This is a genomic window from Mesorhizobium sp. B1-1-6 (assembly GCF_006443035.1).
Lineage (GTDB): Bacteria > Pseudomonadota > Alphaproteobacteria > Rhizobiales > Rhizobiaceae > Mesorhizobium.
Genome location: NZ_VFWR01000015.1, coordinates 91586 through 115927, shown reverse-complemented (window position 1 = coordinate 115927; position 24342 = coordinate 91586). Strand labels below are relative to the sequence as shown.

Sequence of the window (24342 nt, the reverse complement as noted above, 5' to 3'; positions counted from 1 at the left end):
CTCAACAAGAAGGGAACCCAAGAAATGTCTGCAATCACATCCGGTTTTTCCCGCCGCTATGTCCTGGCCGTCGCTGGTGGCATCGCAATTGCCCTCGCAACCGCGGGGACCAGCTATGGTCAGACCGTCCGGACGATCAAGATCGCGACGTCTGCCGAATCCAAGCCGCTGGCCTGGGGCGCCATCGGCGTCGAACCGCAAGGCTATGAGCCCGATCTTCTGAGGGCGATCAATGCGAAGCTACCGCAATACAAGTTCGAAATGGAAGGTGTGTCCGACATCGCCCAGGAAACCGGCCTTGCCACCGGGAAGTACGACATCGCCGTAGGTGGCTACTACAAGTCGCCCGAGCGAGAGAAGCAATTCATCATTCCAGAGAACCCGATGGGCGCCAGTCTGATGAAAATCTACAGCAAGAAAGACAGCGGCATAAAGGAAATGAAGGACCTGGTCGGCAAGAGGATCGTTCCGACCACAGCCGGTGGCGGAACCTACAAGTTCATCATGAACTGGCAGAAAGAGAATCCGCAATACAAGCTCGACGTCACGGCATCGAGCGCCGGGATCCCCTACCCGAACCGCCTGGATGAAGTTCAGAACGGCAAGTTCGACGCATTGGTTCTACCGTCTAACCTCGGTGAGCAGGCTGTCATCGACAACAAGAAGCTCGATATCGTCGCATCGGATCCGGTCTACAGCAACAACACGTACATGCTGATTCACCGGTCAGCGGAAAACAAGATCCTGGCCGAGGACGTCAACAAGGTGCTCAAGGAACTGAAGGACGACGGCACGATCGACAAGCTCTCGCAGAAGTGGTTCGGCGAGGACATCGTGAAATACATGAAGTAACAAGGCGTCCTCAGCTGCATCTGGATAGCCGGCGTTGAGGCAGAACTGCAAGAAGGAGTGTTCCAAGTGGACGTTTCTGCTATAATTCCCGAGTTGCTCTCGGCGTTGCCGCTGACGCTGGCCATCACTTTTACGGCCCTCATTGCTGGGTTCTGCCTAGCTCTCCTTGCGACAACACTCCGGGTCCGCAGGGTGCCAGTGATCAGTCACCTGGCGGATCTCTACGTATCCTATGCCCGGAGTGTTCCCGTCGTCCTCCAATTGTTCGTTGCGTTTTACGGGCTTCCCTTGTTGGTAATCCTGTTCGGCTCCGAAGATTTTTTCTCGCCGACGATCGCCGCGATGGTGGCATTAAGCTTTTATCACGGCGGCTACCTGTCAGAAGTCCTGCGACCTGCATATCTGGCCGTCGATCGCGGCCAGCATGATGCGGCAGACAGTCTTGGATATACCTTTCGCCAGAAAATCACGCGGGTCATCGGGCCACAAGCAGTGCACTTCGCATTGCCGGGCTACGGGAACTCCGTCATCTACCTGATCCATAACGTTGCGCTGGTGATGTACATCGGGGCGGCGGATGTCATGGCGACCGCGCATTTGATCATGGAGCGCGACTATAATCAGTACCAGTTCGAAACCTATCTCGTGCTGGCGGTCATCTATTCGGTGATGTGCCTGATCGCATGGCTCATCGTCCGCTTCTTCGAGCTTCGTTCCCCGATGCAGGCACCGGAGGCTACGACATCTGCTCAGATCAAGAACACACTGATCGCGAGCGTGTGACCTAACAAGGGTATTTGACCATGTTTGAGACCGATATCCTGCTCCAGGACTCGCGGGAAATTCTGGGCGCCGTACCCGTAACGCTTGCAATGGCCCTCACGATCTTCGTGCTCTCGACGATGGTCGGCAGCCTGTTTGCGCTTGTGGAATATAGACGGATTCCCGCACTGCGAGAGCTCGTCATGGCCTACAAGGTCGTCTTCAAGGGCGTTCCGATGGTGATCGTGATCTTCCTCGCCTATTTCGGTCTTCCCCCCGCGCTTCAGTTTCTGTTTTCATTGGTTGGCATAGACTTCAACGCCCACCAAACGCCCAATTGGGTTATCCTTGTCATTGCGGTGACCGGCTGTGTCGCCGCGTTCCAGGCCGAGATTATCAAAGGAGCCCTCAACGCCTTTGACACCGGTCAGGCAGACGCAGCCTATTCGCTTGGCTATACAAGGGGCCAATTGTTTCGACGGGTGCTATTTCCCCAGGTCGCCCTGACAGCAATTCCCGATCTGACAACCTCGATGATGGTTATCATGAAGGCGCTTTCACTCGGATTCGCCATCGAGGTTGTCGATATCTTCGCGCAATCACAACTGACCGCCGCGTTGAATTTCTACTATCTCGAAGCCTTCGTGATTGCCGTCGTGATCTACATGGTGATTGCCTATATCGTCACACAGATCGCCGACAGGATGGAGCAAGCGCTTAGGGTACGGACCTGAGGATGTGGAATAGAATCTTCTAGCAAGATCGACTTGTCTTCCGCGGAAGCATCCTGGTAGTCGATGCCGCAATCGATGCGCGCCTCGAGCCGTGCGGCGTTCCGCGAACCGTCACGGCGGCCGACCTTATCTGGTGCGGAATCGAGGGATAGAGCCGAGACAATTTGAGGCCTCTCGTTAAGAATGCGATAACCAATTGGTAACGGTGCCTGCCTAGCTTCGTGATCCGATGGCCGGCTCGCCCGGCCACATTTTACACGGAGCGGCGACGGGCGGGCGGATGTATCTGGTAATGGAGAAGCTTGTCGCCTTCCCGGCGTCATTGTTGAAATTCGCCTTGAGGATCTCGGTCGTCATCGTGTTTTGCGCCGCCTCTGCTTCCGCCGTGCAGGCCAATTCCAGATTTTCAGGCATTGTCATCGATGCCAAGACAGGCAAGACCCTCTACAGAGATCATGCGGACGCTCCGCGCTATCCAGCGTCTCTCACCAAGATGATGACGCTCTACCTCATCTTCGACGCGCTCGAGAGCGGCAGGATCTCGAAAGGCACGGCGATACCGGTGTCGGCCAATGCCGCCAACGAGGCTCCCTCCAAACTCGGACTGAAGCAGGGTCAAACGATCACCGTCGAACAGGTCATATTGGCGCTGGTAACGAAGTCCGCCAACGATGCCGCGACGGCCATTGGCGAGTTCCTCGGCGGGTCGGAGGTCGGCTTTGCACGTCTCATGACGCAAAAAGCACGACAGTTGGGAATGACCTCCACCACGTTCAGGAACGCTAACGGACTGCCCGACACAGCCCAGAAGACCACGGCGCGCGACATGGCACGCCTTGGCCTGGCGCTCAGGGATCATCACCCTGGCTATTATTCCTACTTCAACACCCGATCCTTCAAATACAAAGGTCGGCGCTTCGGCAATCACAACCATCTGCTCGGCCGGGTGAAGGGCGTGGATGGGATCAAAACGGGATACACGAATGCCTCGGGCTTCAACCTGGTTTCTTCCGTCGAGGCGCAGGGCCGCAGCATCGTCGCGGTGGTGATGGGCGGACATACGGTCAGGAGCCGAGATGCACGCATGAAGCGTCTCATCAGCCGCTATCTGGCTAAGGCTTCCAACGGTCCGGACCGGTTCAGGATCGATCGTGGCGGAGAAAGCGCATTGGTCGCCTCCGCGGCTTCGAACGCATCGGTGCCCACTCCGACGTGGAAGCCAGCCCGGGTGGCCGATTCCCGAGCCGCTTTCGCCGCTGAGGCGATGGGCGATGTGTCCAGGGAGCAGGCCTTGTCTGCCGATGCCATCGATCCGATCAGCACCGCTTCCACCCAAGAAGGTCAATGGATCATCCAGATTGGATCGATGCCAAGCAAGGCCGCAGCTCGTGAAATCCTTTCACTCGCGGCTCGCAAAGCGCCAAAACTGCTTTCGAACACTTCTGCTTTTACCGAGGCCTTCGAAAAAGATGGCGATGTGTACTACCGCGCCCGATATGCCGGCTTCGATAACAAGTCGGAAGCGTGGCGCGCTTGCGGGCGACTGGCGCTCAAAAAAATCGATTGCTACGCGCTCACTCGGTAGGTGGGATCGAACGCCCATGCGAACGCTGCAACTCGCCTCTCCCGACGTTGTCTCACCAGGACCACGCGGCAATATCGAAAGATGTCCTCGAGCCCTCTTCAATCCTTCGCATGGGGCTTCGCTGTGAGACGCCGCGGTTGTGCGCCTCGGAGCAACGTCGTCTCGTCGACTTATCAAGACACCGGTTGCGGCTTTTTCGTCACGGGTAGCGTCCTTCGTTGTTGCCTCATCGCTGCACTATGTGTTGCAACTGTCACAAAGGCCGGCCCTCAAGCTGCTGTCAACGGGATTGCCTTGCCCCGCTTCGCGTCGTTGAAGAGTTCTCCTGTGAATATGCGGGTCGGACCGGGCACCCAATATGACGTCGAATGGGTTTATGTCCGGCCCAGGATTCCGCTTGAAATCTACCAGGAATATGGAAACTGGCGGCGCGTGCGAGATTGGCAGGGAACATCCGGCTGGGTCTTCGGTCCGCTTCTTTCGGGGCGAAGGACCGCTGTAACCGCCCCATGGAGCAAGGACAAGATCGCGCTGCGCGGGAAGCCTTCGGTTTCCAGCCTCGTTACCGCATGGCTGGCGCCGGAAGTAATTGTCGAACTGGTGCGCTGCGACGGCCAATGGTGCAGGGTCGCGGTCAATTCGCTGGCAGGCTTCGTCAGGCAAACCCGCCTTTGGGGCATCTATCCTAACGATATACTCTAACAGCAGCACTCGTCGGAAGGCTGCTGCTGGTCGGCCGGTGATCGCATCTCGCGTCGCCTTCAGCCAAATCAAACCTCGCGAGAAAAACGCCGAGTTGAAGGCGTTCCGCACAACTATGGCTGACATCTGGCCGCCGACAGAGCCCCTCCCACCTGTCGCGAGCCTTCGCGACGGCCTGCCCGACTATTCCGGCGGCCGTCGGACAATGGACTTCCTCAAGTCAGCCATCGCCCAACACCACCTCCGCGGGCAGTTTCCAAACGTCATTCGGCAGCTTCGACCGATCTCGATGCCGGCACGATCCGCGCGGCACAATATTTGAACTCGGGGATCTTGCCGTAAGGATCGAGCATAGGATTGGTAAGCATGTTGGCCGGGCTCTCGTTAAAGCAGAACGGCATGAACACCATGCCATCGGCGACCTCTCGATCGGCCCGCAGAATGGCTTCGACGACGCCGCGCCGCGTCTCCACGTTGATCACGTCTCCCTGCGCAAGGCCGCGGCGCTTGATCTCGTAGGGATTCATCGCGGCAATGCCGTAGGGCTCGATCGCGTTGAGCACCCCGGCGCGGCGCGTCATGGCGCCCGTGTGCCAGTGCTCCAGCAAGCGACCAGTGGTTAGCACCAGAGGATATTCGTCGTCGGGCACCTCGTCGGGAGGCAGGAGGTCGGCGGGCACGATGCGCCCGCGGCCATCCGCGGTCGGAAACCCGGTGGTGAAGACGATCTCGTTGCCAGGAACATCAGGACCATCGGCAGGATAGACGACGGACTCCTCGCGTTCGATGCGCTCCCAGGAAATGTGCTTCAGCGACGGCATTACTTGCGCCATTTCGGCGAAGACATCCGAAACGTGCCTGTAGTTCCAGTCCAGCCCCATGCGTCCGGCAAGCTCGATGATGAGATCGAGGTCCTGCCGCGCCTCGCCCGGCAGGTTGACGGCCGGCCGGCCGATCTGCACCTGCCGATTGGTATTGGTGTAAGTGCCGAGCTTCTCAGCATGCGCGGAGGCAGGGAGCACCACGTCGGCATGCCACGCTGTTTCGGTCAGGAAGATGTCCTGAACAACCAGATGCTCTAGCTTGGCGAGTGCGGCGCGCGCATGGCTCTGGTCCGGATCGGACATGGCCGGGTTCTCGCCCATGATGTACATGCCCCGGATCTCGCCGTCATGGATCGCGTCGACGATCTCGACGACGGTCAAGCCGCGTTTGGGGTCGAGCGTCTGGCCCCAGAAATTCTCGTACTGGCCGCGGATATCGGCATTCTCCACCGATTTGTAGTCGGGGAAATACATCGGGATGAGGCCCGCGTCCGAGGCGCCCTGGACATTGTTCTGGCCGCGCAGCGGATGCAGGCCTGTGCCGGCGCGCCCGACATGCCCCGTGATCAGCGCCAGCGCGATCAGGCAGCGCGAATTGTCCGTGCCGTGGGTGTGCTGCGAAATGCCCATGCCCCAAAAAATCATCGAGCGCTCCGCCTTGGCATAGGTGCGCGCCACCTCGCGCAGTACACCGGCCTCGATGCCGCAGACGGGAGCCATCGCCTCGGGCGAAAAATCCTTCACCTTGGCCTTCAATGCCTCGAAGCCGGAGACATTGGCCTGGATGTACTGCTCGTCATAGAGCCTCTCTTCTATGATGACGTGCAGCAGCGCGTTGAGCATCGCCACGTCGCTGCCCGGCTTGAAGCGCAGCGCATAGCTGGCGTGGCGCATCAGTTCCTGGCCGCGCGGATCCATCACGATCAGCTTGGTGCCGCGCTTTGCCGCTTGCTTGAAATAGGTGGCGGCCACTGGATGGTTTGTCGCCGGCCGCGCCCCGATGATGATCACGCATTCGGCCTTCATGGCGTCCATGAAAGGCGCCGAGACCGCGCCAGAGCCGACGCCCTCCATCAGAGCGGCCACGGAAGAGGCGTGGCAGAGCCGGGTGCAGTGGTCGATATTGTTGGTGCCGAAACCCTGCCGGACGAATTTCTGGAAGAGATAGGCCTCCTCATTCGACCCCTTTGCCGAGCCGAAGCCAGCCAGCGCCTTGCCACCATGCTGGTCGCGGATGCGTTTCAGCCCGCTGGCAGCGCGCTCCAGCGCCTCTTCCCAGCTGGCCTCGCGGAACACTGTCAGCGGGTCGACACTGCGCAGATCAATGTCGCCGGCCTTCGGCGCGTCGTCGCGACGGATCAGCGGCTTCGTCAGCCGTTCGGGCGACATCACATAGTCGAAGCCAAAGCGCCCCTTGACGCAGAGCCGGTTCTCGTTCGCCGGACCGTTACGGCCGTCAACCTGGACGATTTTATTGTCCTTGACAGCGACCTGCGTCTGGCAGCCAACGCCGCAAAACGGGCAAACCGTATCGACGACCTTGTCGAACGCCTGGACGACACGCGTCTTGCCGGTCTCGTCCATCAGCGATTTCTCGTAGAGCGCACCAGTCGGGCAAGCCTGGACGCATTCGCCACACGTGACGCAGGTCGACAGGCCCATCGGATCGTGCATATCGAAGACAGGAATCGAGTGATTGCCGCGCTCGGCCATGCCGATCACGTCGTTGACCTGCACCTCGCGGCAGGCGCGCACGCAAGCGCCGCAGGTGATGCACGCGTCGAGATTGACGGCAATGGCCGGATTGGTGATGTCGAATTCTGGCGCTAGCCCCTCCTCGGTGAACTTGGAACGGTATCGGCTGCCCGAAATCCCCATCGAACCGGCCCATTGCCAGAATGCCGACTGGTTGTCTGGACCGTCGCTCGCCGGTCGCATGTTGCTTGCGAGAAGCTCGAATACCATCTCGCGCGATTTGCGGGCGCGTTCGGTATCGGTTTTCACGACCATGCCGGCGGAAGGCTGGCGAACGCAGGAGGCAGCCAGCACGCGCTCGCCTTCGATGTCGACCATGCAGGCGCGGCAATTGCCGTCGGGACGATAGCCCGGCATGTCGACATGGCACAGATGCGGAATCTTTGTTCCCTGGCGCTTGGCGACATCCCAGATAGTCTCGCCAGGGGCGGCGCTCACGGTTTGCCCATTGAGGGTGAATACCACGCTCTCGGCCATCAGAGGTCACTCCGGAAATGCGTCAGCAGATGGTTGATCGGATTGGGCGCCGCCTGGCCCAGGCCGCAGATCGACGAATCGCGCATCACGGCTTCGAGGTCGCGAATCTTATCTTCCGGCATCGGGCCCTGCTCCTGCAAGATAGCCACCAACTTTTCGGTTCCCTCGCGACAAGGCGTGCACTTCCCGCAGCTCTCATGTTTGAAGAATTTCATGAGGTTGAGCGTGACCTGCTTTATATTGTCGGCCCGCGAGAACACGACTATAGCATGGGAGCCGACGAAGGCGCCCTGCTTGGCCAGATCGCCGCCGAAATCGAGCGGAATGTCCCCCAGTGCTGCTGGCAGGATGCCGCCTGAGGCGCCACCCGGCAAATAGGCCTTGAACTCATGACCGTCCGCCATACCGCCGCAATAGTCGTCGATCAATTCGCGTACCGTGACGCCGGCCGGCGCCAGCTTGACGCCGGGATTTTTCACCCGGCCGGATACGGACCATGAGCGGATGCCAGGGTGGCCGGGCCTGCCCTGCGCAGCGAACCATTGCGCGCCCTTTTCGACGATGTCGCGGATCCACCAGAGCGTCTCGACATTATGGTTGAGCGTCGGTCGTCCGAACAGGCCGACCTCGGCGATGTAGGGGGGGCGGTGGCGCGGCATGCCGCGCTTGCCCTCGATGCTTTCCAGCATCGCACTCTCCTCGCCGCAGATATACGCACCAGCGCCGCGGCGGAGCTCGATGAAGCCCGGCTTGACGATGCCGGTGGCCTCGAGTGCGGCGATCTCCTGACGAAGAATGGCGAGCACCGCAGGGTATTCGTCACGCATGTAAAGATAGATCCGTTCCGCCTCGACGGCGTGCGCCGCGATCAATGCACCCTCAAAGGCACGGTGCGGATCTCGCTCGAGATAGATGCGGTCCTTGAAGGTGCCGGGCTCCCCCTCGTCGCCATTGATCGACATCAGACGCGGGCCCGGATAGGAACGCACGAACTGCCACTTCTTGCCAGCGGGAAAGCCCGCACCGCCCAGACCCCTCAAGCCTGCATCGCCCAGGGTGGCGATGAGCTCGTCCGTGGTCAGCGCCCCAATCCGTACCCGCTGCAAAAGCTGGTAGCCGCCCGCCTGCCGATACGCCTCCAGCCCGACATAATCGGGCAGGCTCACACCGGTCTCCGCTGCCGCGGCCATGCGCCTCAGGCCCTCGGCGGTTGCCTGGTCGACCTCGCGATCACCGATACGCGCGGCAGGCGCGCCAGCGCAACGGCCCATGCAGGGCGCGCGCATGACCCTGATCGCCGCTGGATCGGCACCCGCTTGCAATTCAGCCAGGAGCGTGTCGGCGCCCGCCAGCATGCAACTCACTGAATCGCACACGCGGATTGTCAACAGCGCAGGCGGCGTCTCGCCTTCCTTCACAACGTCGAAATGGTCATAGAAGGTCGCCACCTCGTAGATCTCGGCCTGCGACAAGCGCATGTCTTGCGCCAGCGCCCGCAAATGCCGCGCCGACAGGCAGCCATATCGGTCCTGGATCAGATGAAGGAATTCGATCAGCAAATCGCGCCGTCGCTGGCGCGCGCCCAGGAGCGCCTGGACCTCGGCGAGCGCGGCGTCATCCAGCGGCCTGCCCTTTGGTCCGCGATCACGCGGCCGTCGTTCCTGGATCGTCATGTGCTCACCTCCCCGAGTGAAACGCCCTTACCTCTTAACGATACCCCGCGGACCAGGATGTCGACTATGAGGCACGACATGTCCCCTGCACGACCAGCGCAAGCATTGCCTCGCAAATCTTGGGGCCGCCGCCGACGGGGTGCAACTCGTCACATCGTCGCGGGCTGCGTCTTTTCGATCATGAACACGACGCGATCGCCGTCGCGTTCCGTCACTTCAAGTCGCTCGCCCATCTCGTTGAGCAGATTGGGGATATCGATGACCGCCAGCGGGTCCGTGCAGTGAACCTCGAGCCGCTCGCCTGGCTTCAAGGCTTTCAGCGCCTTACGAGTCTTCAGTGCTGGCAAAGGGCACTTAAGCCCGGTCAGATCCAACTTCGTCGTGGTTATCATGGTCGGCATGATGCCCGACGGGACCTGGCCGCGTCAATCGAGCCTGGGTTCCGGCTCTCGTTTCGAGGACGCGATCCGACGGCGCTCACATAAGACTGGAATAGGGTAGGAACTGGACCGTGTGACCTGGCTCGACACGGACTATCTCCTCTCCCAACTCGACGAGACCGTCGGTCGCGACCAGGGATGACAACAGTCCTGCGCCTTCCCTGGGAAACTTCGTCGCTTCGTAGCATCCATCCGCGGCCGCGCGTACGCTTGCTCGCACATACTCGCGCCGTCCCTGCTTTTTGCTATAGGAAAAGGCGGCCCGCATAGCGATCGGGGTCGGTGGTTGCTGGAGGGCCCCCGCAAGGGCGAGGATTGCCGGGCGGGCAATATGCGCGAAGGTGACGAAGCTCGCCACCGGATTGCCAGGAAGTCCGATCAGCGGGGTTCCATCGATCACCCCCATGGCGACCGGCCGGCCCGGCTTGATCGCGACGCGCCAGAACACCAGGGTTCCGGCACTCTCGACGGCGGCCTTCACGCAATCTGCCTCGCCCGTCGACACACCGCCCGAAGTCAGGATCAGGTCATGGCTCAATGCCGCTTCGCTCAGCTTTTCAGCGATCAGACTACTATCGTCCACGAGGATACCGAGATCGGTGATGTCGCAGCAGAGTCGAGCGAGCATCGCCGTCAGCATGAAACGGTTGGAGTCGAAAAGCTGCGCCGGTCCGCGCATGTCTCCCGGCGCGACGATTTCGTCCCCGGTCGAGAACACTGCGACGCGTATCCTGCGCCTAACCTGGAGTTCCGTGAACCCCAATGCGGCGGCGAGCGCGATATCTTGCGGCCGCATCCGATGGCCCGCCGGGAGGACGGCCTCGCCCAATGCGACATCTTCACCCGCAGGGCGCACATTGGCACCCTTTTTCAGGCCGGGCGGGAGAAGGATCCTGCCGGAGCCGTCGATGCTCACGTCTTCCTGCATGAACACCGTGTCGACCCCGTCGGGCATTGGAGCGCCAGTGAAGATGCGTACCGTCTGGCCCGGCCGCACAGGTTCATTCGCCGCCATGCCGGCCTGAACCCTCCCGGCAACGGCGAATGCCGTCTCGACGGTCTGCGGCAGATCTGCCCCTCGCACGGCGTAGCCGTCGACCGCGGAATTCGTGAAGGGCGGCAGCGGCAGCGATGCCACCATCTTTTTTGCCAGGACGCGCCCATCCGCCAGCAAGAGCGGGACCGTCTCGACCTCCTGTACGGCGCTGAGTTTCGAGGCGATCAGCGCGGCAGTCTCGTCGATGGGCCGCATCTGTCCGCCGAAAGCGAAGCAGTCATCCGAGATTTGCGCCATTTATATTCCCACTCTACGAGCGTGTCGGCTTCTTCGTAATCGCATCAATCCGGCTTTTTTTAATCAGCTTCGGTTGAACAGCCTGTAAGATACGGCAAGCTAGCGCAGGCGCGAGCCAGAATACGACGTCAGGAGACTGCCATGCCTTTGATGCTACGCCAACCGGAACACGCTATCATCACACCCGATCCGCAAGACCAACGGCTGACGGAGCTGGTTGCGGGCGTCGACCATACAGGCGCGGCGGTAGAGGTCCGCGTACCGATCGAACGTGCCCTGACGCTCTATCTCAACGCTCAGGAGATCGTCACGATGATGACGGTCAACGACTATCCGGAATATCTTGCGCTCGGCTATCTGCTGAACCAGAACATGCTTCTGCCCACCGATATGGTGACGGACGTCGAGTATGACGAGGACCTCCAGGTCGTGGTCGTTCGCACCGAGCGCAACACCGACTACGAGCAGAAGCTCAGAAAGCGAACGCAGACTTCGGGTTGCGCCCAAGGCACTGCCTTCGGCGACGTGCTGGAGGCGATCGAGGACATCACGCTCCCGCCCGCTGAGCTTCGCACCTCCTGGCTCTACGAGCTGACGCACAAAATCAACACCACGCCGTCGCTCTATCTGGAGGCAGGCGCGATCCATGGCTGCGTCCTTTGCAGGAAGGGCACGCCAATCTGCTATATGGAAGACGTCGGCCGCCATAACGCTGTCGACAAGATCGCCGGCTGGATGTACCGCCACGCCATCGATCCGGGGGACAAGATCATGTACACGACCGGGCGGCTGACCTCCGAGATGACGATCAAGACGGTTCGGATGGGCATTCCCATCCTGGTTTCGCGTTCCGGCTTCACCGCCTGGGGTGTGGCGCTGGCCCGCCAAGTGGGGCTGACGCTGGTCGGCCGGGCGCGCGGCAAGCGCTTCACCGCACTTTCGGGCCAGGAGCGGATCGTCTTCGACCAGGATATCGCTTCGGTCGATGAGGAAGCGCCGCGCCACCGCCGCAAGGGTGCCGAGCATGACGACTGAGCGGCCCATGACGCTGGGCGTCGTGCTCGCCGGCGGTCTGGGTCGGCGCATGGGCGGCGGGGACAAGCCGACGCGCGTGATCGGCGGACGCACGATGCTCGAGCATGTCATCGAACGGCTAGGACCTCAATGCGACGGGCTCGTGCTTAATGCCAATGGCGACCCCGTTCGCTTTGCCCGTTTTGGCCTGCCAGTCGTTGCCGACACGATCGAGGATTATCCTGGGCCGCTCGCCGGCATGCTCGCCGCGCTCGATTGGACGGCGGACAACAGGCCCGACGTCGAGTGGGTGGTCAGCGCCGCCGGTGATTGTCCTTTCCTGCCGCGCGACCTCGTTGCACGCCTCCAGCGGGCGCGCATGACCGAGGGGGCGGATTTGGCGGTGGCGGCGTCCGGCGGTCAGGCGCATCCGGTCATCGGGCTCTGGAAAGTCGCCCTGCGGGACGAATTGCGGCATGCGTTGACCAACGAGGGCCTGCGCAAGATCGACCGGTGGACCAGTCGCTACGGCCTTGCCACCGTATCCTGGCCGGTAGAGCCGGTGGACCCGTTCTTCAACGCCAACACAGTCGATGACCTCGCCGAAGCCGAGCGGCTGGCCGCGTTGCTTGCCGCTAACCCGGCCGGCTGAACCCCGCGCGCTCCAGCGCCGAATGCACCTCGTCGGCCTGGAGGACTTCGAGGAACGCGTGCACCGCGGGCCGATCCTTTCGCGCGCAAACCAGCGCGAAGTCGTAGTGCTCTTCGGTCAACGGGATAAGACCGAGCCCGGCCGCACGCGCGACCGGCGCGATGGTGACGCCCCAGTCAGCGCGCTTCTGCGCTACCGCCGCGGCCACGGCATTGTGTGTGCGCGGCTGGTTCCAGTAGCCGTCCGGGCGTTCCGCGCCGAGGAGTTGGTCGATCAGGATACGCGTTCCCGAGCCTTGGTTGCGGTTGACCATCATGCAATCGGGATCGGCGAGCGCGGCACGGACCGCGTCCTCCGCGCCGAGGCCCTCGAAGCGCTCGTCCCCTCGGCGGAACACCAAACCTTGCATGCGGCGCCAGCCTGGCACGAGTTCGAGACCGTCACCGAGGAAGGGCGCGTTGTAGTTCCGCGTCTTCGGGTCGAAGAGATGGATGGGAGCGAGATCGCACTCGCCGCGCTTGGCCGCCGCAAGACCGCCCAGGCTTCCCACAGAAAGCGAGCGCACCGAAATCCCGCGACGCGAAAGTTCGCCAACGACCAGATCGAGGCCGACGCAATGACTGCCGATGACGACGAGGTCGGGAACGCGGACCCGCGGCGTGAACAGCGTCACCGCTACGTCGGCACCGGCAGGCACGTGATCGGCCAGGGCCTCGATGCGCATGAAGCCATCCGCCTGCGTAAAGGATGTTATCGCTCCCGAGCCCTTACCAGTCGGATAGGCCGTCAATCCTCCCTGCCCTTGCACAAGGGAGACCATCGCGAATTCGGTCCGTCCGAGTTCTGAAGGAACCCGCAACGGAAGGCTTGCGGTGACCTGAGCATCGACGCGCGGCGGCAGCCCCGCCATGCGCCGCAGGGCGGGTACCACCATGTCATGGAAGGTGAACATGGCCGAGGTCGGAAATCCCGGCAGGACGATGACCGGCTTGCCCCCGCACACCGCCAGGCAAAGCGGCTTTCCGGGCTTCAGCGCCACGCCGTGGGCGATGATGCCGGGTTTGCCCAGTCGGCCGATAATGCGATGCGTGATATCCCCTGCTCCTTTGGACGTGCCGCCCGACAGGATCATTACGTCGTGGGCGGCGAGCGCCTCGCGCATAGCCGTCTCAAGTGTTGCCTCGTCGTCCGGGAAGGCGCCGATAAAATGCGCTTCGCCGCCATTTTCAGTGACCGCCGCAGCGATGATCGGTCCGTTGGCATCATAGATGCCGGCCGCCCGCAGCGGCTCGCCCGGCTGAACGAGTTCATCGCCAGTGGAGAGCACGGCCACGCGTGGCCTGCGCGCCACGGCCACTTGTGCGATTCCGCACGCGGCGAGCATGCCGATTTCGCGCGAGCCGATTTGCGTTCCGGTGCGCAGCACGACCTCTCCTCGCGCCATGTCGGATCCTGCATTGGAGACAAACTGGCCGGGCGAGATGCCGCGCCCCACCTCGATGGCACTCAACCCCACCGGATGCGTATGCTCCACCATGACGATGGCGTCCGCGCCACGCGGCAGCGGCCCGCCGGTTGCGATGGGCGTGGCGGTTCCGGTCAGAACGGGGAGTTGCGGAACCGTGCCGCAGGCAATCGCTTCCGCATTCAGCTCAAGCCGAACGGGACGGGTTTCAGAGGCGGCAGCCAGATCGGCCGCACGTACCGCGAAGCCATCGACATTGGAGCGGTCGAAGGGCGGCACGTCGACCGGCGCCGCCACGTCTTCGGCAAGAACCAGCCCGAGCGCGTCGGCCAGCGTCCGCGTCTCGGTCGGCAACGAGCGGGGAAACAGCGCTGCCTCGAAGCGCGCCAGCGCAGCTTCGCGCGACAATATCGTCAGGAACTGCTCCTGCCCGCTGTTCTGCCCGGCCGATGATGGAGAATTCGTCATAGCGGCTCACTCGATCAAAAGTTGCGGAGCGGAAAGGCGGAGACGGGCGTGCCGGCGGCATACCCTTCGCTATCGCCCGGGACCGCAAGCCAGGCGTCGGCAAGCCGCATGGCGTCCAGCGAAAAGTCGCCGACGGCGAGCGGCGTCCACATCTCCCGTTCCTTCCCGAGCAGAACGAGCTCGTAAAGTCCGACCGCGGATGAGATTTTCCGCGAGAGCGGCAAAATGATGCCGGACCGTTCAGATCTGCCCGACAGGCGGTCCAGGACTGGCTGGACAAGCGCAAGGAACCCGGCGAAGGCTTGGTACGGCGATCCGGCCAATGCGACCACCGGTGTCTTGCCGAGCCGGCCTATTGCCGTTGTCCCTCCGGGCCGTAAGGCAATGCCGTGCCCAATCAACACCCCGCGCCGCGCCAGAGCCTCGGCGGTCACGTCGGCGTGGCCGTCACCAGTACCGCCGATCAGGAGCAGAAAATCGCAGGCCTCGCCATCAAGAGCGACAATGATCGATGCCGCGTCGCGCTCTACGGTCTCTATACCGACGATCGAAACGCCCGAGGCACTCAGGCTCTCGACCACGAGCCGCATGGAGAATGTCTCGTGGCTGTCGGCAGCGACATCGATCACGCGCACGCGCGGGCTCCGTATGGCAAGCTGGCTCAGCCCCACTTTGCGGGCGACCAGCAGGTCGGCGACGCCGATCGCCTTTCCCTCAAGCATTGGCGGGCGGGCCGCCGCCAAATCCTCGCCCGCCCGGCGCACACCATGACCGGGCACCGCTTCAGCTGCTGCTTGGATCATCGGTCCACTGCAATCGACGAGGCCGGCCTGCAGCACACAGTCGCGATCTTCAGGCATGGCCTCACCCGTCTCGACCCAGATCGGCGCGACCGGCAAAACTAAGGGCGAATAGGCTGATGCCCCCACGAGGTCGAGGGCGCGACACGCCCAGCCGTCAATGGCAGCGATATCTCGCACAGGCTGAGCCGGCACGACAGGCGGCATCCCGGCAGCGACATAGCCCAAGGCTTGTTCAAGCGGCACCAAGCGGGGGGTGACGGGCATTACACCATCGAGCAGCGCGTCGAGCGCCGCTTCCAGGAGAGTCAGCGGGCCCGTCGAAGAAAACGTTCTCGTCATGGCGCGATATTGAAGCAGACGCGAGCCTGTTTGCAACCAGCTTCAGGAACGCCCGCGCTGCGCGTTCGGGAAGAAGAGCTGCTGGCCGTCGATCTTGTACTCTCCGATCGCCTTCTGGCCTTCCGGAGAAATCAGCCAATCGATGAAGCGCTGGCCGGCCTCCACTTTGACGCTTGGATGCTTGTGAGGATTCACCAGCATCACGCCGTACTGATTGAACAGCCGCTTGTCACCCTCGACGGCGATGTCCAACTCGCCACGATTCTTGAACGACAGCCAGGTGCCACGATCGGAAAGCGTATAGGCGTTCATGGCTGCCGCGGCGTTGAGCGCCGCCCCCATGCCCTGCCCGATCTCCTTGTACCACGGGCCCCTGGCCGCCTCGATGTCGATGCCGGCCGTCTTCCACAGACCCAATTCGGCCGAATGGGTGCCGGACCTGTCACCACGCGACACGAAGGCCGCCTTCTTGGCTTTGATGGCGATCAGCGCGGCTGCGATGTCCTTGGTCCCGCTGACGCCCGCCGGGTCGCTCTTGGGGCCAACGAGGACGAAGTCGTTGTACATCACGTCGAAGCGCTTCACCCCGAAGCCTTCCTCGATGAACTTCTCCTCCTGCGCCTTGGCATGGACGAAGACCACGTCGGCATCGCCGCGCCGACCGGTGTCGAGCGCCTGACCGGTGCCCTGAGCGACAATCTTCACGCCGATGCCGGTTTTCTTCTCGAACAGCGGCAGGATGTGATCGAACAGGCCGGAATCCTGGGTCGAGGTCGTCGACGCCACGACGATCGACTGGTCCTGGGCAGGCGCGCCGCCTGCTAGCATCAGAAGCACCACAAGCGCAGAGAATATTCGGCGGGTCAGCATCTCAATCTCGGTCCAGTTGATCAAAGCACGAGCTCGCCGCGCACGAAGGCAGCGGCTTGCGGGGTCGCGGGGCGGTCAAGGAAGTCGTCGGCGTCGGCATGCTCGCAAACGCGCCCTCGGAGCAGAAAGACGACGTCTCCCGCGATCCTGCGTACCTGGCCGAGGTGGTGCGACGCCATGATGATCTTCGTGCCCGATTGGGCAGCCGTGATGATGATCTGCTCGACAAAACGCGTCGCCGCCGGATCGAGGCTGGCTGTCGGCTCGTCGAGCAGCAGGATCTCGGGCTGGCGCGCCAGGGCGCGGGCGAGGGCCAGCCGCTGCTGCTCGCCACCGGAGAGATGCCGTGCCGGACGTGTCGCGAGATCGAGAAGACCGACGCGCTCGAGCAGTTCCTCCACGCGCGGGGCCCGGAGCCGGCGCGGACAGCCCGCTTGAGCCAGTGCATAGGCGACATTCGCGGCCGCCGAGCGACGCAGCATCACCGGCTTCTGGAACAGGATTGCACGCCGTGTCGGCGGGGAAAACGTTCGTCCCCCCCAAGTCAGGGTTCCAGCAGAAGGTGCAACAAGCCCCATGCAGAGCCGCAGCAGGGAGGTTTTGCCCGACCCGTTCGGGCCGACGACCAGAGTCGGCGCGCGCGGCCCGATCGTCAGGTTCACCCGGTCCAGGATGGTCGTCGCACCGGCGACCAGCGACACGTCATCGAGGACAAGTGGAAGATCGCTCTGAGCAGCCCGCATCCCTAGCCAGCCCGTTGCTCGGACCAAACTCGCACGCCCCAGGCGGCGGCGTTGATCAGCAAGATGAGGAAAATCAGCATCAGGCCGAGCCCCATGGCGAGCGGCAGGTTTCCCTTCGAGGTTTCAAGTGCGATTGCCGTCGTCATGGTGCGGGTGAAGCCATCAATGTTGCCGCCGACGATCATCACGGTGCCGACCTCGGCCGCCGCCCTGCCGAAACCCGCGAGCAGAGCCGTGACGAGGCTGAAGCGGCCGTCCCACAAAAGCGTGGCGACCAGGCTCGCCGGCCCGACCTGCATCGCAGTCAGTTCCTCACGGTACTCGCGCCACAGATCCTCGACCGTCTGGCGAGTCAGCACGGCAACGATGGGCAGCACCAATAGCGCCTGTGCGATGACCATGGCGGCGGGTGTGAACAAGAGGCCGAATTCACCCAGCGGCCCGGATCGCGATAGCAGCAGATAGACCGTCAGCCCGACCACCACCGGCGGCAGGCCCATGAAACCGTTCAGCAGCACGACGATCGCCGAACGACCGGGAAAACGTGCCAGCGCGATAATTGCGCCCAGCGGCAGGCCTGCGACCATGGCGATCGCGACAGCCGAAAGGCTCACGGCGAGCGACAGGCGCACGATGGCAAACAGCGTGGCGTCGCCGCTCGCGATCAGTTGCCATATGCCCAGCCCTTCCGACATTGCTCCTCGCAGTCCTGTCCCGTGTTCAATGTCCTGCAACTCCTCCGTCACTGTCAAATCCTTGAACCTGAACAGGAATATGCATATCAATGCAGGATGGATTTGCTGACGACGTCCGAAGCCGCCGACTATCTGCGCATTGGTGAGCGCAAGCTTTATGAGCTGATTGCGGAGGAGCGTGTCCCGTGCAGCAAGGTGGCGGGCAAGTGGCTGTTTCCTCGGCATGAACTCGACCGTTGGGTCATGTCGGGGTTGATCCGGCCCGCAGGAATTACGCAATCCGAGCCGCCGCCGATCGTCGGTGGCAGCCAGGACGACCTGCTCGAATGGGCTCTCCGCCAATCAGCCTCCGGCCTGGCCTTTCTGACGGAAGGCACGGAAGCCGGCGTGACACGCCTGCTGCGCGGCGAGGTGTCTGTCGCCGCGATTCATTTCCACAGCCCCGACCCGGACCCGAATGTCGCCGCGATTGCGGCCAGACCGCGGCTTTACGATGCGGTGCTGGTCGGATTCGCCCGCCGCGAGCAAGGCCTGCTGCTCGCGCCAGGCAATCCAAAATCGCTCAACAACCTGACCGACGTACTTGCGACCGGCGCACGCATCGCGGTTCGTCAACGCGGCGCAGGCGCGGACATGCTGCTCACGCAATTGCTGGCGGACTCCGGCGCGAAACAGGACGACGTCAACCGGTTGGAGCCGCCCTGCCTGACCGGACCCGATCTCGCGGCTGCCGTGCGCATTGGTAGGGCCGATTGCGGAATTGCCACGCGCGCGGCCGCCCGCGCCGCTGGCCTCGATTTCGTTCCATTGGCCTGGGAAAGCTTCGATCTCCTGATGCGGCAGCGGACCTACTTCCAGCAACCGATCCAGGCGCTCCTGCGTTTGCTAGGGCAGGAAATCTTCGCCAGCCGCGCCGCCGAGCTTGGCGGATACGATCCATCGCCCGCCGGGCAGATACGGTTCTTCAAGTAGCAGCCGACCCCGATCAAGCCGCAGCTCTCATCCAAGATCGATCTCGCCCTCCACGACATGGCGCAAGCCTGCCGGCTCCGAGGTGATGACGGCCCTCACGGTCAGTCGGCCCTGTCCTTTCAGGCCCTTCTCCGCCACGGCTTTCTCGATTGCCTGCTGCGAAGTCACGCCGACCTGCTTCAGGAACTTGCGCATGGAGACGTTGAAGGGATCGGTTTCCATATTCTGGGTCATATGATTGCCTCGAACGGTGTGGACGATATGGCCGGTCCGGCAAGCTTGGTGCCCGCAACGGCGGCGCTGCGCTAACGGAGCACGGAATGGCCCGGGGTGCAACGAGGACGACGCCCGCACTATGTCTGACGCGGTCCGTTCCTCTGTGGCGTAACAACGCGTGGTGCCGAAATCCCTGGTCATGCCGGAGCGCCGCGGGCGATTGCCGTGACGGCCGATGGGCAAACGGCGATCACCGGTGGTTTCGCAGCAAGTGGCAACTGATGAAGGGCATGATGGGATAGGCCGTTTTTCGCCCGTCAGCGCGCCCTAAGCAATCCTGGTGCCACTACGAGCATCGAACAGATGCACCTTGGATACCATGATCTCCAACCCAACCTCTTGATCAAGTTTGAAGGGCGGCTGATCCCGCACCTCGGCCACGAGGTCGACTCCACCTGCACTTAATGTAAGCTCCTGGGCCTCACCGGTCGGCTCGACCACTTGCACCCTCGCCTGAGAGTGGTCGCCACCAACCGAAATGTGCTGCGGACGAATCCCATAAACTACCCCATCCTTGTCGCCCATCCGAGCATCCGCCGGCAAGGGTAAGCGCAAGCCCTGATCGGCGACGAATGCGCCGTTGTCGATGCGGCCCTCGATCAGGTTCATTTCCGGCGAGCCGATAAAGCTTGCGACGAACAGATTGACTGGGTTCTCGTAGAGCTCGGAGGGGCGGCCGATCTGTTCGATCCGGCCTTTGTTCAACACCACGATGCGGTCGGCGAGCGTCATCGCCTCGGTCTGGTCATGCGTGACATAGATGCTTGTTCGGCCGAGCCGTTGGTGAAGCTTCTTGATTTCGGCGCGCATCTTAACACGCAACTTGGCATCGAGGTTGCTGAGCGGCTCATCAAACAGGAAAGCGGCTGGATCGCGCACGATGGCGCGGCCCATGGCGACACGTTGGCGCTGGCCGCCGGACAACTGCCGCGGCATGCGGCCAAGCAGATCCTGCAGGCCAAGGATTTCGGCCGCCGCCTTGACCCACGAGACAATCTCTTCCCTAGGGACCTTCGCCAGTCGAAGCGCGAAGCAACGACAATGGTGGCCCCGGAGGGTCAACGTTTTCTAGAGGAAGTCAACAAATTAGCGGACGGTTCGGCAACCCGTTTCCTTCATATTCTCTGGTATGGTCTGGCGAACCTAAGGAACCGGGGGAGCACTAGTTTTTACTACGCGTAGTATCTCTGTCTTGTCCCGCAAAGGGGTCGATGCATGTTGACCCAGGGCATGAGCCCGACTGGTTAGGAGGCCAATAGCGGACGCGCGACTCCGAAGATATAAAAACCATAGGCCAACGTTATCCTGCGGTCCAACTCGAGGCGTAACACCCAAGTGACAACTACTCGTTTCCTTAGTATCTGGCGATCGCTCTCCGGTGTCGGCATGGCCCTCGGCATGCTGTTCTTCGCGGCCGCCCTGACGCCGACGCTCGTTCCCCGCACCGACCTGACGCAAGGCGTACTGGCGGGCGCGTGCTTCGCCATCGGCTACAGCCTTGGCGTCGCCTTGCGGTGGTTGTGGAAATATCTCGAGATTCCGGAACTGCCGCCACGGCCGCGTTTGCTGTCCAAGGCGATCATCCTGGTCCCGTGCCTCGGCCTTGCCGTTGTGGCGCTGTGGCGATCCGGTGCCTGGCAGAACTCCATCCGCGCGGTGATGGGCATGCCGGCTGTCGATGGCGCTCATCCCCTCAATGTCTGCGCCCTGGCCATTTGCACCTTCATCGTCGTGCTCGCGCTGGCGCGCCTTGTCGCTTGGCTGGTGCGCGCCATCGCCGGGGCACTGAGACGCTACATACCCCGGCGCCTGGCGAATGTCGCCGGCGCCGCTGTCGCCGTGCTGCTCATCTGGTTGCTGGTGAGCGACGTTGCGATCCGCGCGATCTTCGGCGCGCTCGATTCCTCGTTCGCCAAGTTCGACGCACTCATGGAACCGGAGCGCCAGCAGCCGAGCGAACCCTCCAGGACCGGAAGCCCCGCCTCGCTGGTCAGGTGGGACGAGCTCGGCCGCGCCGGCCGCGAGTTCATCGCGGACGGTCCCGCCGCCGCCGAGATAGGGACCTTCACCGGCCGGCCGGCGCAACAGCCGGTCCGGGTCTATGTCGGGCTGGGAGCGGCGAACAGTGCGCAAGCCCGCGCGAAACTCGCGCTGGAGGAGCTGAAGCGGGCGGGCGGCTTCAGCAAATCCACGCTTGTGGTCATCACGCCGACCGGGACCGGATGGATCGATCCGGCCTCGATGGATGCGCTCGAATATCTGTGCCGCGGCGATGTCGCCAGCGTCGCCGCGCAATATTCCTATCTGAGCAGTCCGCTGTCGCTGCTGGCGCAGCCGGAATACGGCGCCGAGACGGCCCGGGCGCTGTTCCTCGAAATCTACGGCTACTGGACCACCCTGCCGAAGCAGTGGCGGCCGAGGCTTTACCTGCACGGGCTCAGCCTTGGCGCCATGAACTCCGAAAGATCGGCCGGGCTGTTCGAGATATTCAGCGATCCGATCAGCGGCGCACTCTGGAGCGGCCCGCCCTTCGAAAGCCGCATCTGGCGCTCGGTGAGCGATACGCGCAACAACGGCTCGCCGCAGTGGCTGCCGATCTTCCGCAATAGCAGCCTGGTCCGGTTCATGAACCAAAGCGGCCCGGCGGTGGCGCCCGACACGCCCTGGGGCCCGCTGAGGATCGTCTACCTGCAATATGCCAGCGACCCGATCGTATTCTTCGATTATCGCGACGCCTACCGGCAGCCGGATTGGATGAAGGCGCCGCGCGGGCCGGACGTCTCGCCGCAACTGAGCTGGTACCCGGTGGTGACCATGCTGCAGCTCGGTCTCGATATGGCCGTGGCGACAACCACGCCGATCGGCTACGGCCATGTCTACGCGCCGCAGGACTATGTGGAAGCCTGGAGTGCGGTGTTGGGCGTGAAGGACTGGTCGCGACAGGACCTCGCCGCCCTCAAAACCCATCTTGCCAGCAAGGTTGCAGCACAGGCCGACAGAGGCGGCTAGCTGGGGCTTCAGGGCACGGCCGAAATCAGCAGGAACATGGCGAGTATGCCGAGATGGACCACTCCCTGGAGTCTCGTCGTGCGGCCCGTGCCGAGCGTGGGCGTGCTGACGAACATGGTGAGCAGAAGAAACACCGCGAGCCCCGACATCTGTTTAGGTTCACGCCGCAGTCGATTTGCCACTGATGTAAATGGCGGAAAACGGCAGCGGGCGTAAGGGAGCCCGCTGCCGCCAGGAGCGAGGCACGACGACGGACTGACGTGCTCGGCTCCTTGTTCCCGCAGCGGCTTGGCGGCAGACATCGCCGCGGGAAATTGCTGGATGTTCCGCGGCTATCGCGGCGGCATTTGGGGCGGGCGCCCTGAAACCGCCAGGCTCCAGGCCGCCTTCTGTCAGGCCTTGCCCACGGGCAGCGCGACGAACCGGCTCGAGTCGTCGCGGGTGATCTGCATCAGTACGGCCTTGCGGCCAGCCTTGGCTGCCTCGGCCATGGCCTTGGAGACGTCATCAGTGGTGTTCACCTTGGCCGAACTGACGGCGGTGATGACATCGCCCGGCTGGATGCCACGATCGGCCGCATCGCTGTTGGGATCCACATCGGTGACGACCAGTCCTTTGCCATCGTCTGACTTGGTGATGGTCAGGCCAAGATCGGCCAATGCGTCGGCCTTGGCAGGCGCGACCTGCTTGCCGTCATCGCCGGAGGCCCGCTTGTCGCTGGACGGCAGTGTGCCGAGATCGACCTTGATCGTCCGGCTTTTGCCGTCACGAAATACGGTAAGATCGACCGATTTTCCCGGCGCATAGGCGCCGATCGTGCGGGCGAGTTCCTTCGGCGAGGCGACATCCTTGCCGTCGACCTGGGTGATGACGTCACCGGCGGCAATGCCTGCCTTGTTGCCGGGACCAGCGTCCTGGGCGTTCGAGACCAGTGTGCCCTTGTCGGATTTCAGACCAAGGGATTCAGCAATTTCAGCGGTGACCGGCTGGATCTGGACGCCGAGCCAACCTCGCTTGATGGAGCCTTCCTTCATCAGGTCTTCCACGACCTGCTTGGCGGTCGAGGCCGGGATGTCGAAACCAATGCCGACACTGCCGCCCGACGGCGAGAAGATGGCTGTGTTGATACCGATCACCTGGCCATTGAGATTGAAAGTCGGGCCCCCCGAATTGCCATGATTGACCGGAGCATCGATCTGGATGAAGTCGTCATAGGGGCCGGCGCCGATATCGCGGCCCCGAGCGGATACAATGCCGGAAGTGACGGTGCCGCCGAGGCCGAACGGGTTGCCGACTGCCACCACCCAATCACCGATGCGGATCTTGGAGTCGTCGGCGAAGTCGACATAGGTGAACTTGCCGCCGCCATCGACCTTCAGCACAGCCAGGTCCGTCCGCGGATCGGTGCCGACCAGCTTGGCGTCGAGTTCCTTACCGTCACTGGTGACGATGGTGAAGGACGAGCCTTCCGAGACGACGTGATTGTTGGTGACGAGATATCCGTCCTCCGAGATGAAGAAGCCTGAACCCTGTGCCACCGGGCGCGGCTTGCCGTCACCATGTTTGAAGCCGCCCTGCTGCCGGTTGTCGGGCAGGTTCTCGAAACCATCCTGATCGTCGGAACCGTCGTCGGCGACCGGCTGGACCGTGGACTTGACCTTGACGCTGACGACCGCCGGCGAAACCTGCTCGACGACATCGGCGAAGCTCGGCATCTGCGGCGCCTGGACATGCACCGCGTCGGCCAGCACGGGGGCAGTGCCGGAAACAACAGCTCCGACGCCTACAGCGCCTACAGCGCTCAGCGACACTACAGCCGCCGCCAGGCGCCGACGAGTTCCGGAATACGAATTGGGGACAATATTCATGGGGTTCCATCCTTTTGAGTGAGATGCACTGAGCATCCTTGGCCAGGATGGTTAGAAGAACCTACATTAC

21 protein-coding genes and 1 pseudogene are annotated in these 24342 nt (G+C 62.7%); 9 read left to right on the top strand and 13 right to left on the bottom strand.

The genetic code is table 11. From position 1 onward, the window contains the following. Window positions 1–24 precede the first annotated feature (24 nt). The 5 genes from FJ979_RS26430 (at window position 25) to FJ979_RS33185 (ending at window position 4635) form a co-directional block, all read left to right on the top strand. On the top strand, window positions 25–852 hold the full coding sequence (locus FJ979_RS26430; protein WP_140499338.1) for a transporter substrate-binding domain-containing protein: 828 nt from the start codon (window positions 25–27) through the stop codon (window positions 850–852). Between the two features lie 66 nt (window positions 853–918). Further along, a complete protein-coding gene (locus tag FJ979_RS26425; RefSeq protein ID WP_140584260.1) occupies window positions 919–1635 on the top strand; it encodes an amino acid ABC transporter permease in 717 nt (238 codons plus the stop codon). A gap of 20 nt (window positions 1636–1655) precedes the next feature. Next, window positions 1656–2348: an amino acid ABC transporter permease gene (locus FJ979_RS26420; protein ID WP_140499342.1), complete on the top strand. Its 693-nt coding sequence runs from the start codon at window positions 1656–1658 to the stop codon at window positions 2346–2348. 229 nt (window positions 2349–2577) lie between these two features. Further along, entirely contained in the window at window positions 2578–3933 is a 1356-nt protein-coding gene (locus FJ979_RS26415) for a D-alanyl-D-alanine carboxypeptidase family protein (protein ID WP_246679375.1), read from the top strand. 327 nt (window positions 3934–4260) lie between these two features. Then, window positions 4261–4635: an SH3 domain-containing protein gene (locus FJ979_RS33185; protein ID WP_281405101.1), complete on the top strand. Its 375-nt coding sequence runs from the start codon at window positions 4261–4263 to the stop codon at window positions 4633–4635. A 263-nt stretch (window positions 4636–4898) separates the two neighbouring features. On the opposite strand, the gene fdhF is transcribed toward FJ979_RS33185, so the two are convergent. The 4 genes from fdhF to glp all read right to left on the bottom strand — a co-directional run bounded on the left by fdhF (window position 4899) and on the right by glp (window position 11098). Further along, window positions 4899–7691, bottom strand: coding sequence for a formate dehydrogenase subunit alpha (fdhF, locus tag FJ979_RS26405; RefSeq protein WP_140517397.1), 2793 nt, complete (start codon window positions 7689–7691; stop codon window positions 4899–4901). After that, the gene (locus tag FJ979_RS26400; protein WP_140584258.1) at window positions 7691–9364 is read right to left on the bottom strand and encodes an NAD(P)H-dependent oxidoreductase subunit E; all 1674 of its coding nucleotides are present in this window, start codon (window positions 9362–9364) and stop codon (window positions 7691–7693) included. Before FJ979_RS26400 ends, fdhF begins: the two co-directional genes overlap by 1 nt. 149 nt (window positions 9365–9513) lie before the next feature. Continuing rightward, window positions 9514–9756, bottom strand: a complete 243-nt coding sequence (locus FJ979_RS26395; protein WP_140584275.1) for a sulfurtransferase TusA family protein — start codon at window positions 9754–9756, stop codon at window positions 9514–9516. Between the two features lie 85 nt (window positions 9757–9841). Next, window positions 9842–11098, bottom strand: coding sequence for a gephyrin-like molybdotransferase Glp (glp, locus tag FJ979_RS26390; protein ID WP_140499352.1), 1257 nt, complete (start codon window positions 11096–11098; stop codon window positions 9842–9844). Between the two features lie 150 nt (window positions 11099–11248). Here glp and FJ979_RS26385 point away from each other — a divergent pair, with 150 nt between their 5' ends. Both FJ979_RS26385 and mobA read left to right on the top strand, forming a co-directional pair. After that, the gene (locus FJ979_RS26385) at window positions 11249–12133 is read left to right on the top strand and encodes a formate dehydrogenase accessory sulfurtransferase FdhD (RefSeq protein ID WP_140584274.1); all 885 of its coding nucleotides are present in this window, start codon (window positions 11249–11251) and stop codon (window positions 12131–12133) included. Beyond that, window positions 12123–12764: a molybdenum cofactor guanylyltransferase MobA gene (gene mobA / locus FJ979_RS26380; protein ID WP_181168609.1), complete on the top strand. Its 642-nt coding sequence runs from the start codon at window positions 12123–12125 to the stop codon at window positions 12762–12764. Before FJ979_RS26385 ends, mobA begins: the two co-directional genes overlap by 11 nt. Here the strand turns inward: mobA and FJ979_RS26375 are convergent. From FJ979_RS26375 to FJ979_RS26355, 5 genes are all read right to left on the bottom strand, one after another. Further along, entirely contained in the window at window positions 12748–14697 is a 1950-nt protein-coding gene (locus FJ979_RS26375; RefSeq protein WP_140584257.1) for a molybdopterin biosynthesis protein, read from the bottom strand. The genes mobA and FJ979_RS26375 overlap by 17 nt on opposite strands. 14 nt (window positions 14698–14711) lie before the next feature. After that, entirely contained in the window at window positions 14712–15875 is a 1164-nt protein-coding gene (locus FJ979_RS26370) for a molybdopterin-binding protein (protein ID WP_348640428.1), read from the bottom strand. A 6-nt stretch (window positions 15876–15881) separates the two neighbouring features. Next, complete coding sequence (locus tag FJ979_RS26365) at window positions 15882–16667, bottom strand: extracellular solute-binding protein (protein WP_224519050.1); 786 nt, start codon at window positions 16665–16667, stop codon at window positions 15882–15884. Between the two features lie 62 nt (window positions 16668–16729). Next, window positions 16730–17452 carry an ATP-binding cassette domain-containing protein gene (locus FJ979_RS26360; RefSeq protein ID WP_140521330.1) on the bottom strand — a complete coding sequence of 241 codons (723 nt, stop codon included), beginning with the start codon at window positions 17450–17452 and terminating at the stop codon, window positions 16730–16732. A gap of 2 nt (window positions 17453–17454) precedes the next feature. Further along, window positions 17455–18147, bottom strand: a complete 693-nt coding sequence (locus FJ979_RS26355; protein WP_140584256.1) for an ABC transporter permease — start codon at window positions 18145–18147, stop codon at window positions 17455–17457. A 96-nt stretch (window positions 18148–18243) separates the two neighbouring features. On the opposite strand from FJ979_RS26355, the gene FJ979_RS26350 reads away from it, so the two are divergent. Continuing rightward, window positions 18244–19119 carry a helix-turn-helix transcriptional regulator gene (locus tag FJ979_RS26350; protein WP_140584255.1) on the top strand — a complete coding sequence of 292 codons (876 nt, stop codon included), beginning with the start codon at window positions 18244–18246 and terminating at the stop codon, window positions 19117–19119. A 27-nt stretch (window positions 19120–19146) separates the two neighbouring features. Here the strand turns inward: FJ979_RS26350 and FJ979_RS26345 are convergent, their stop codons facing one another. Further along, window positions 19147–19353: a DUF6494 family protein gene (locus tag FJ979_RS26345; protein ID WP_140499366.1), complete on the bottom strand. Its 207-nt coding sequence runs from the start codon at window positions 19351–19353 to the stop codon at window positions 19147–19149. A gap of 309 nt (window positions 19354–19662) precedes the next feature. Beyond that, window positions 19663–20205, bottom strand: a complete 543-nt coding sequence (locus FJ979_RS26340) for a TOBE domain-containing protein (RefSeq protein WP_281406010.1) — start codon at window positions 20203–20205, stop codon at window positions 19663–19665. Between the two features lie 576 nt (window positions 20206–20781). Between FJ979_RS26340 and FJ979_RS26335 the strand changes: the two genes are divergently transcribed. After that, the gene (locus FJ979_RS26335; RefSeq protein WP_140517423.1) at window positions 20782–22404 is read left to right on the top strand and encodes an alpha/beta-hydrolase family protein; all 1623 of its coding nucleotides are present in this window, start codon (window positions 20782–20784) and stop codon (window positions 22402–22404) included. 8 nt (window positions 22405–22412) lie between these two features. On the opposite strand, the pseudogene FJ979_RS26330 reads toward FJ979_RS26335, so the two are convergent. Both FJ979_RS26330 and FJ979_RS26325 read right to left on the bottom strand, forming a co-directional pair. Further along, window positions 22413–22538: pseudogene (locus FJ979_RS26330) on the bottom strand (ionic transporter y4hA); the annotation flags it as partial. A 258-nt stretch (window positions 22539–22796) separates the two neighbouring features. Continuing rightward, on the bottom strand, window positions 22797–24272 hold the full coding sequence (locus FJ979_RS26325; RefSeq protein ID WP_140584254.1) for a Do family serine endopeptidase: 1476 nt from the start codon (window positions 24270–24272) through the stop codon (window positions 22797–22799). Window positions 24273–24342: the final 70 nt, after the last annotated feature.

Bases quoted from the DNA above. Each gene is read 5' to 3' on its own strand.
- FJ979_RS26430 (WP_140499338.1), top strand. From the start codon at position 25: ATGTCTGCAATCACATCCGGTTTTTCCCGCCGCTATGTCCTGGCCGTC.
- FJ979_RS26420 (WP_140499342.1), top strand. From the start codon at position 1,656: ATGTTTGAGACCGATATCCTGCTCCAGGACTCGCGGGAAATTCTGGGC.
- FJ979_RS26415 (WP_246679375.1), top strand. From the start codon at position 2,578: ATGGCCGGCTCGCCCGGCCACATTTTACACGGAGCGGCGACGGGCGGG.
- fdhF (WP_140517397.1), bottom strand. From the start codon at position 7,691: ATGGCCGAGAGCGTGGTATTCACCCTCAATGGGCAAACCGTGAGCGCC.
- FJ979_RS26400 (WP_140584258.1), bottom strand. From the start codon at position 9,364: ATGACGATCCAGGAACGACGGCCGCGTGATCGCGGACCAAAGGGCAGG.
- FJ979_RS26395 (WP_140584275.1), bottom strand. From the start codon at position 9,756: ATGATAACCACGACGAAGTTGGATCTGACCGGGCTTAAGTGCCCTTTG.
- glp (WP_140499352.1), bottom strand. From the start codon at position 11,098: ATGGCGCAAATCTCGGATGACTGCTTCGCTTTCGGCGGACAGATGCGG.
- FJ979_RS26385 (WP_140584274.1), top strand. From the start codon at position 11,249: ATGCTACGCCAACCGGAACACGCTATCATCACACCCGATCCGCAAGAC.
- mobA (WP_181168609.1), top strand. From the start codon at position 12,123: ATGACGACTGAGCGGCCCATGACGCTGGGCGTCGTGCTCGCCGGCGGT.
- FJ979_RS26375 (WP_140584257.1), bottom strand. From the start codon at position 14,697: ATGACGAATTCTCCATCATCGGCCGGGCAGAACAGCGGGCAGGAGCAG.
- FJ979_RS26365 (WP_224519050.1), bottom strand. From the start codon at position 16,667: ATGCTAGCAGGCGGCGCGCCTGCCCAGGACCAGTCGATCGTCGTGGCG.
- FJ979_RS26360 (WP_140521330.1), bottom strand. From the start codon at position 17,452: ATGCGGGCTGCTCAGAGCGATCTTCCACTTGTCCTCGATGACGTGTCG.
- FJ979_RS26355 (WP_140584256.1), bottom strand. From the start codon at position 18,147: ATGTCGGAAGGGCTGGGCATATGGCAACTGATCGCGAGCGGCGACGCC.
- FJ979_RS26350 (WP_140584255.1), top strand. From the start codon at position 18,244: ATGGATTTGCTGACGACGTCCGAAGCCGCCGACTATCTGCGCATTGGT.
- FJ979_RS26345 (WP_140499366.1), bottom strand. From the start codon at position 19,353: ATGACCCAGAATATGGAAACCGATCCCTTCAACGTCTCCATGCGCAAG.
- FJ979_RS26340 (WP_281406010.1), bottom strand. From the start codon at position 20,205: ATGCGCGCCGAAATCAAGAAGCTTCACCAACGGCTCGGCCGAACAAGC.
- FJ979_RS26335 (WP_140517423.1), top strand. From the start codon at position 20,782: ATGGCCCTCGGCATGCTGTTCTTCGCGGCCGCCCTGACGCCGACGCTC.
- FJ979_RS26325 (WP_140584254.1), bottom strand. From the start codon at position 24,272: ATGAATATTGTCCCCAATTCGTATTCCGGAACTCGTCGGCGCCTGGCG.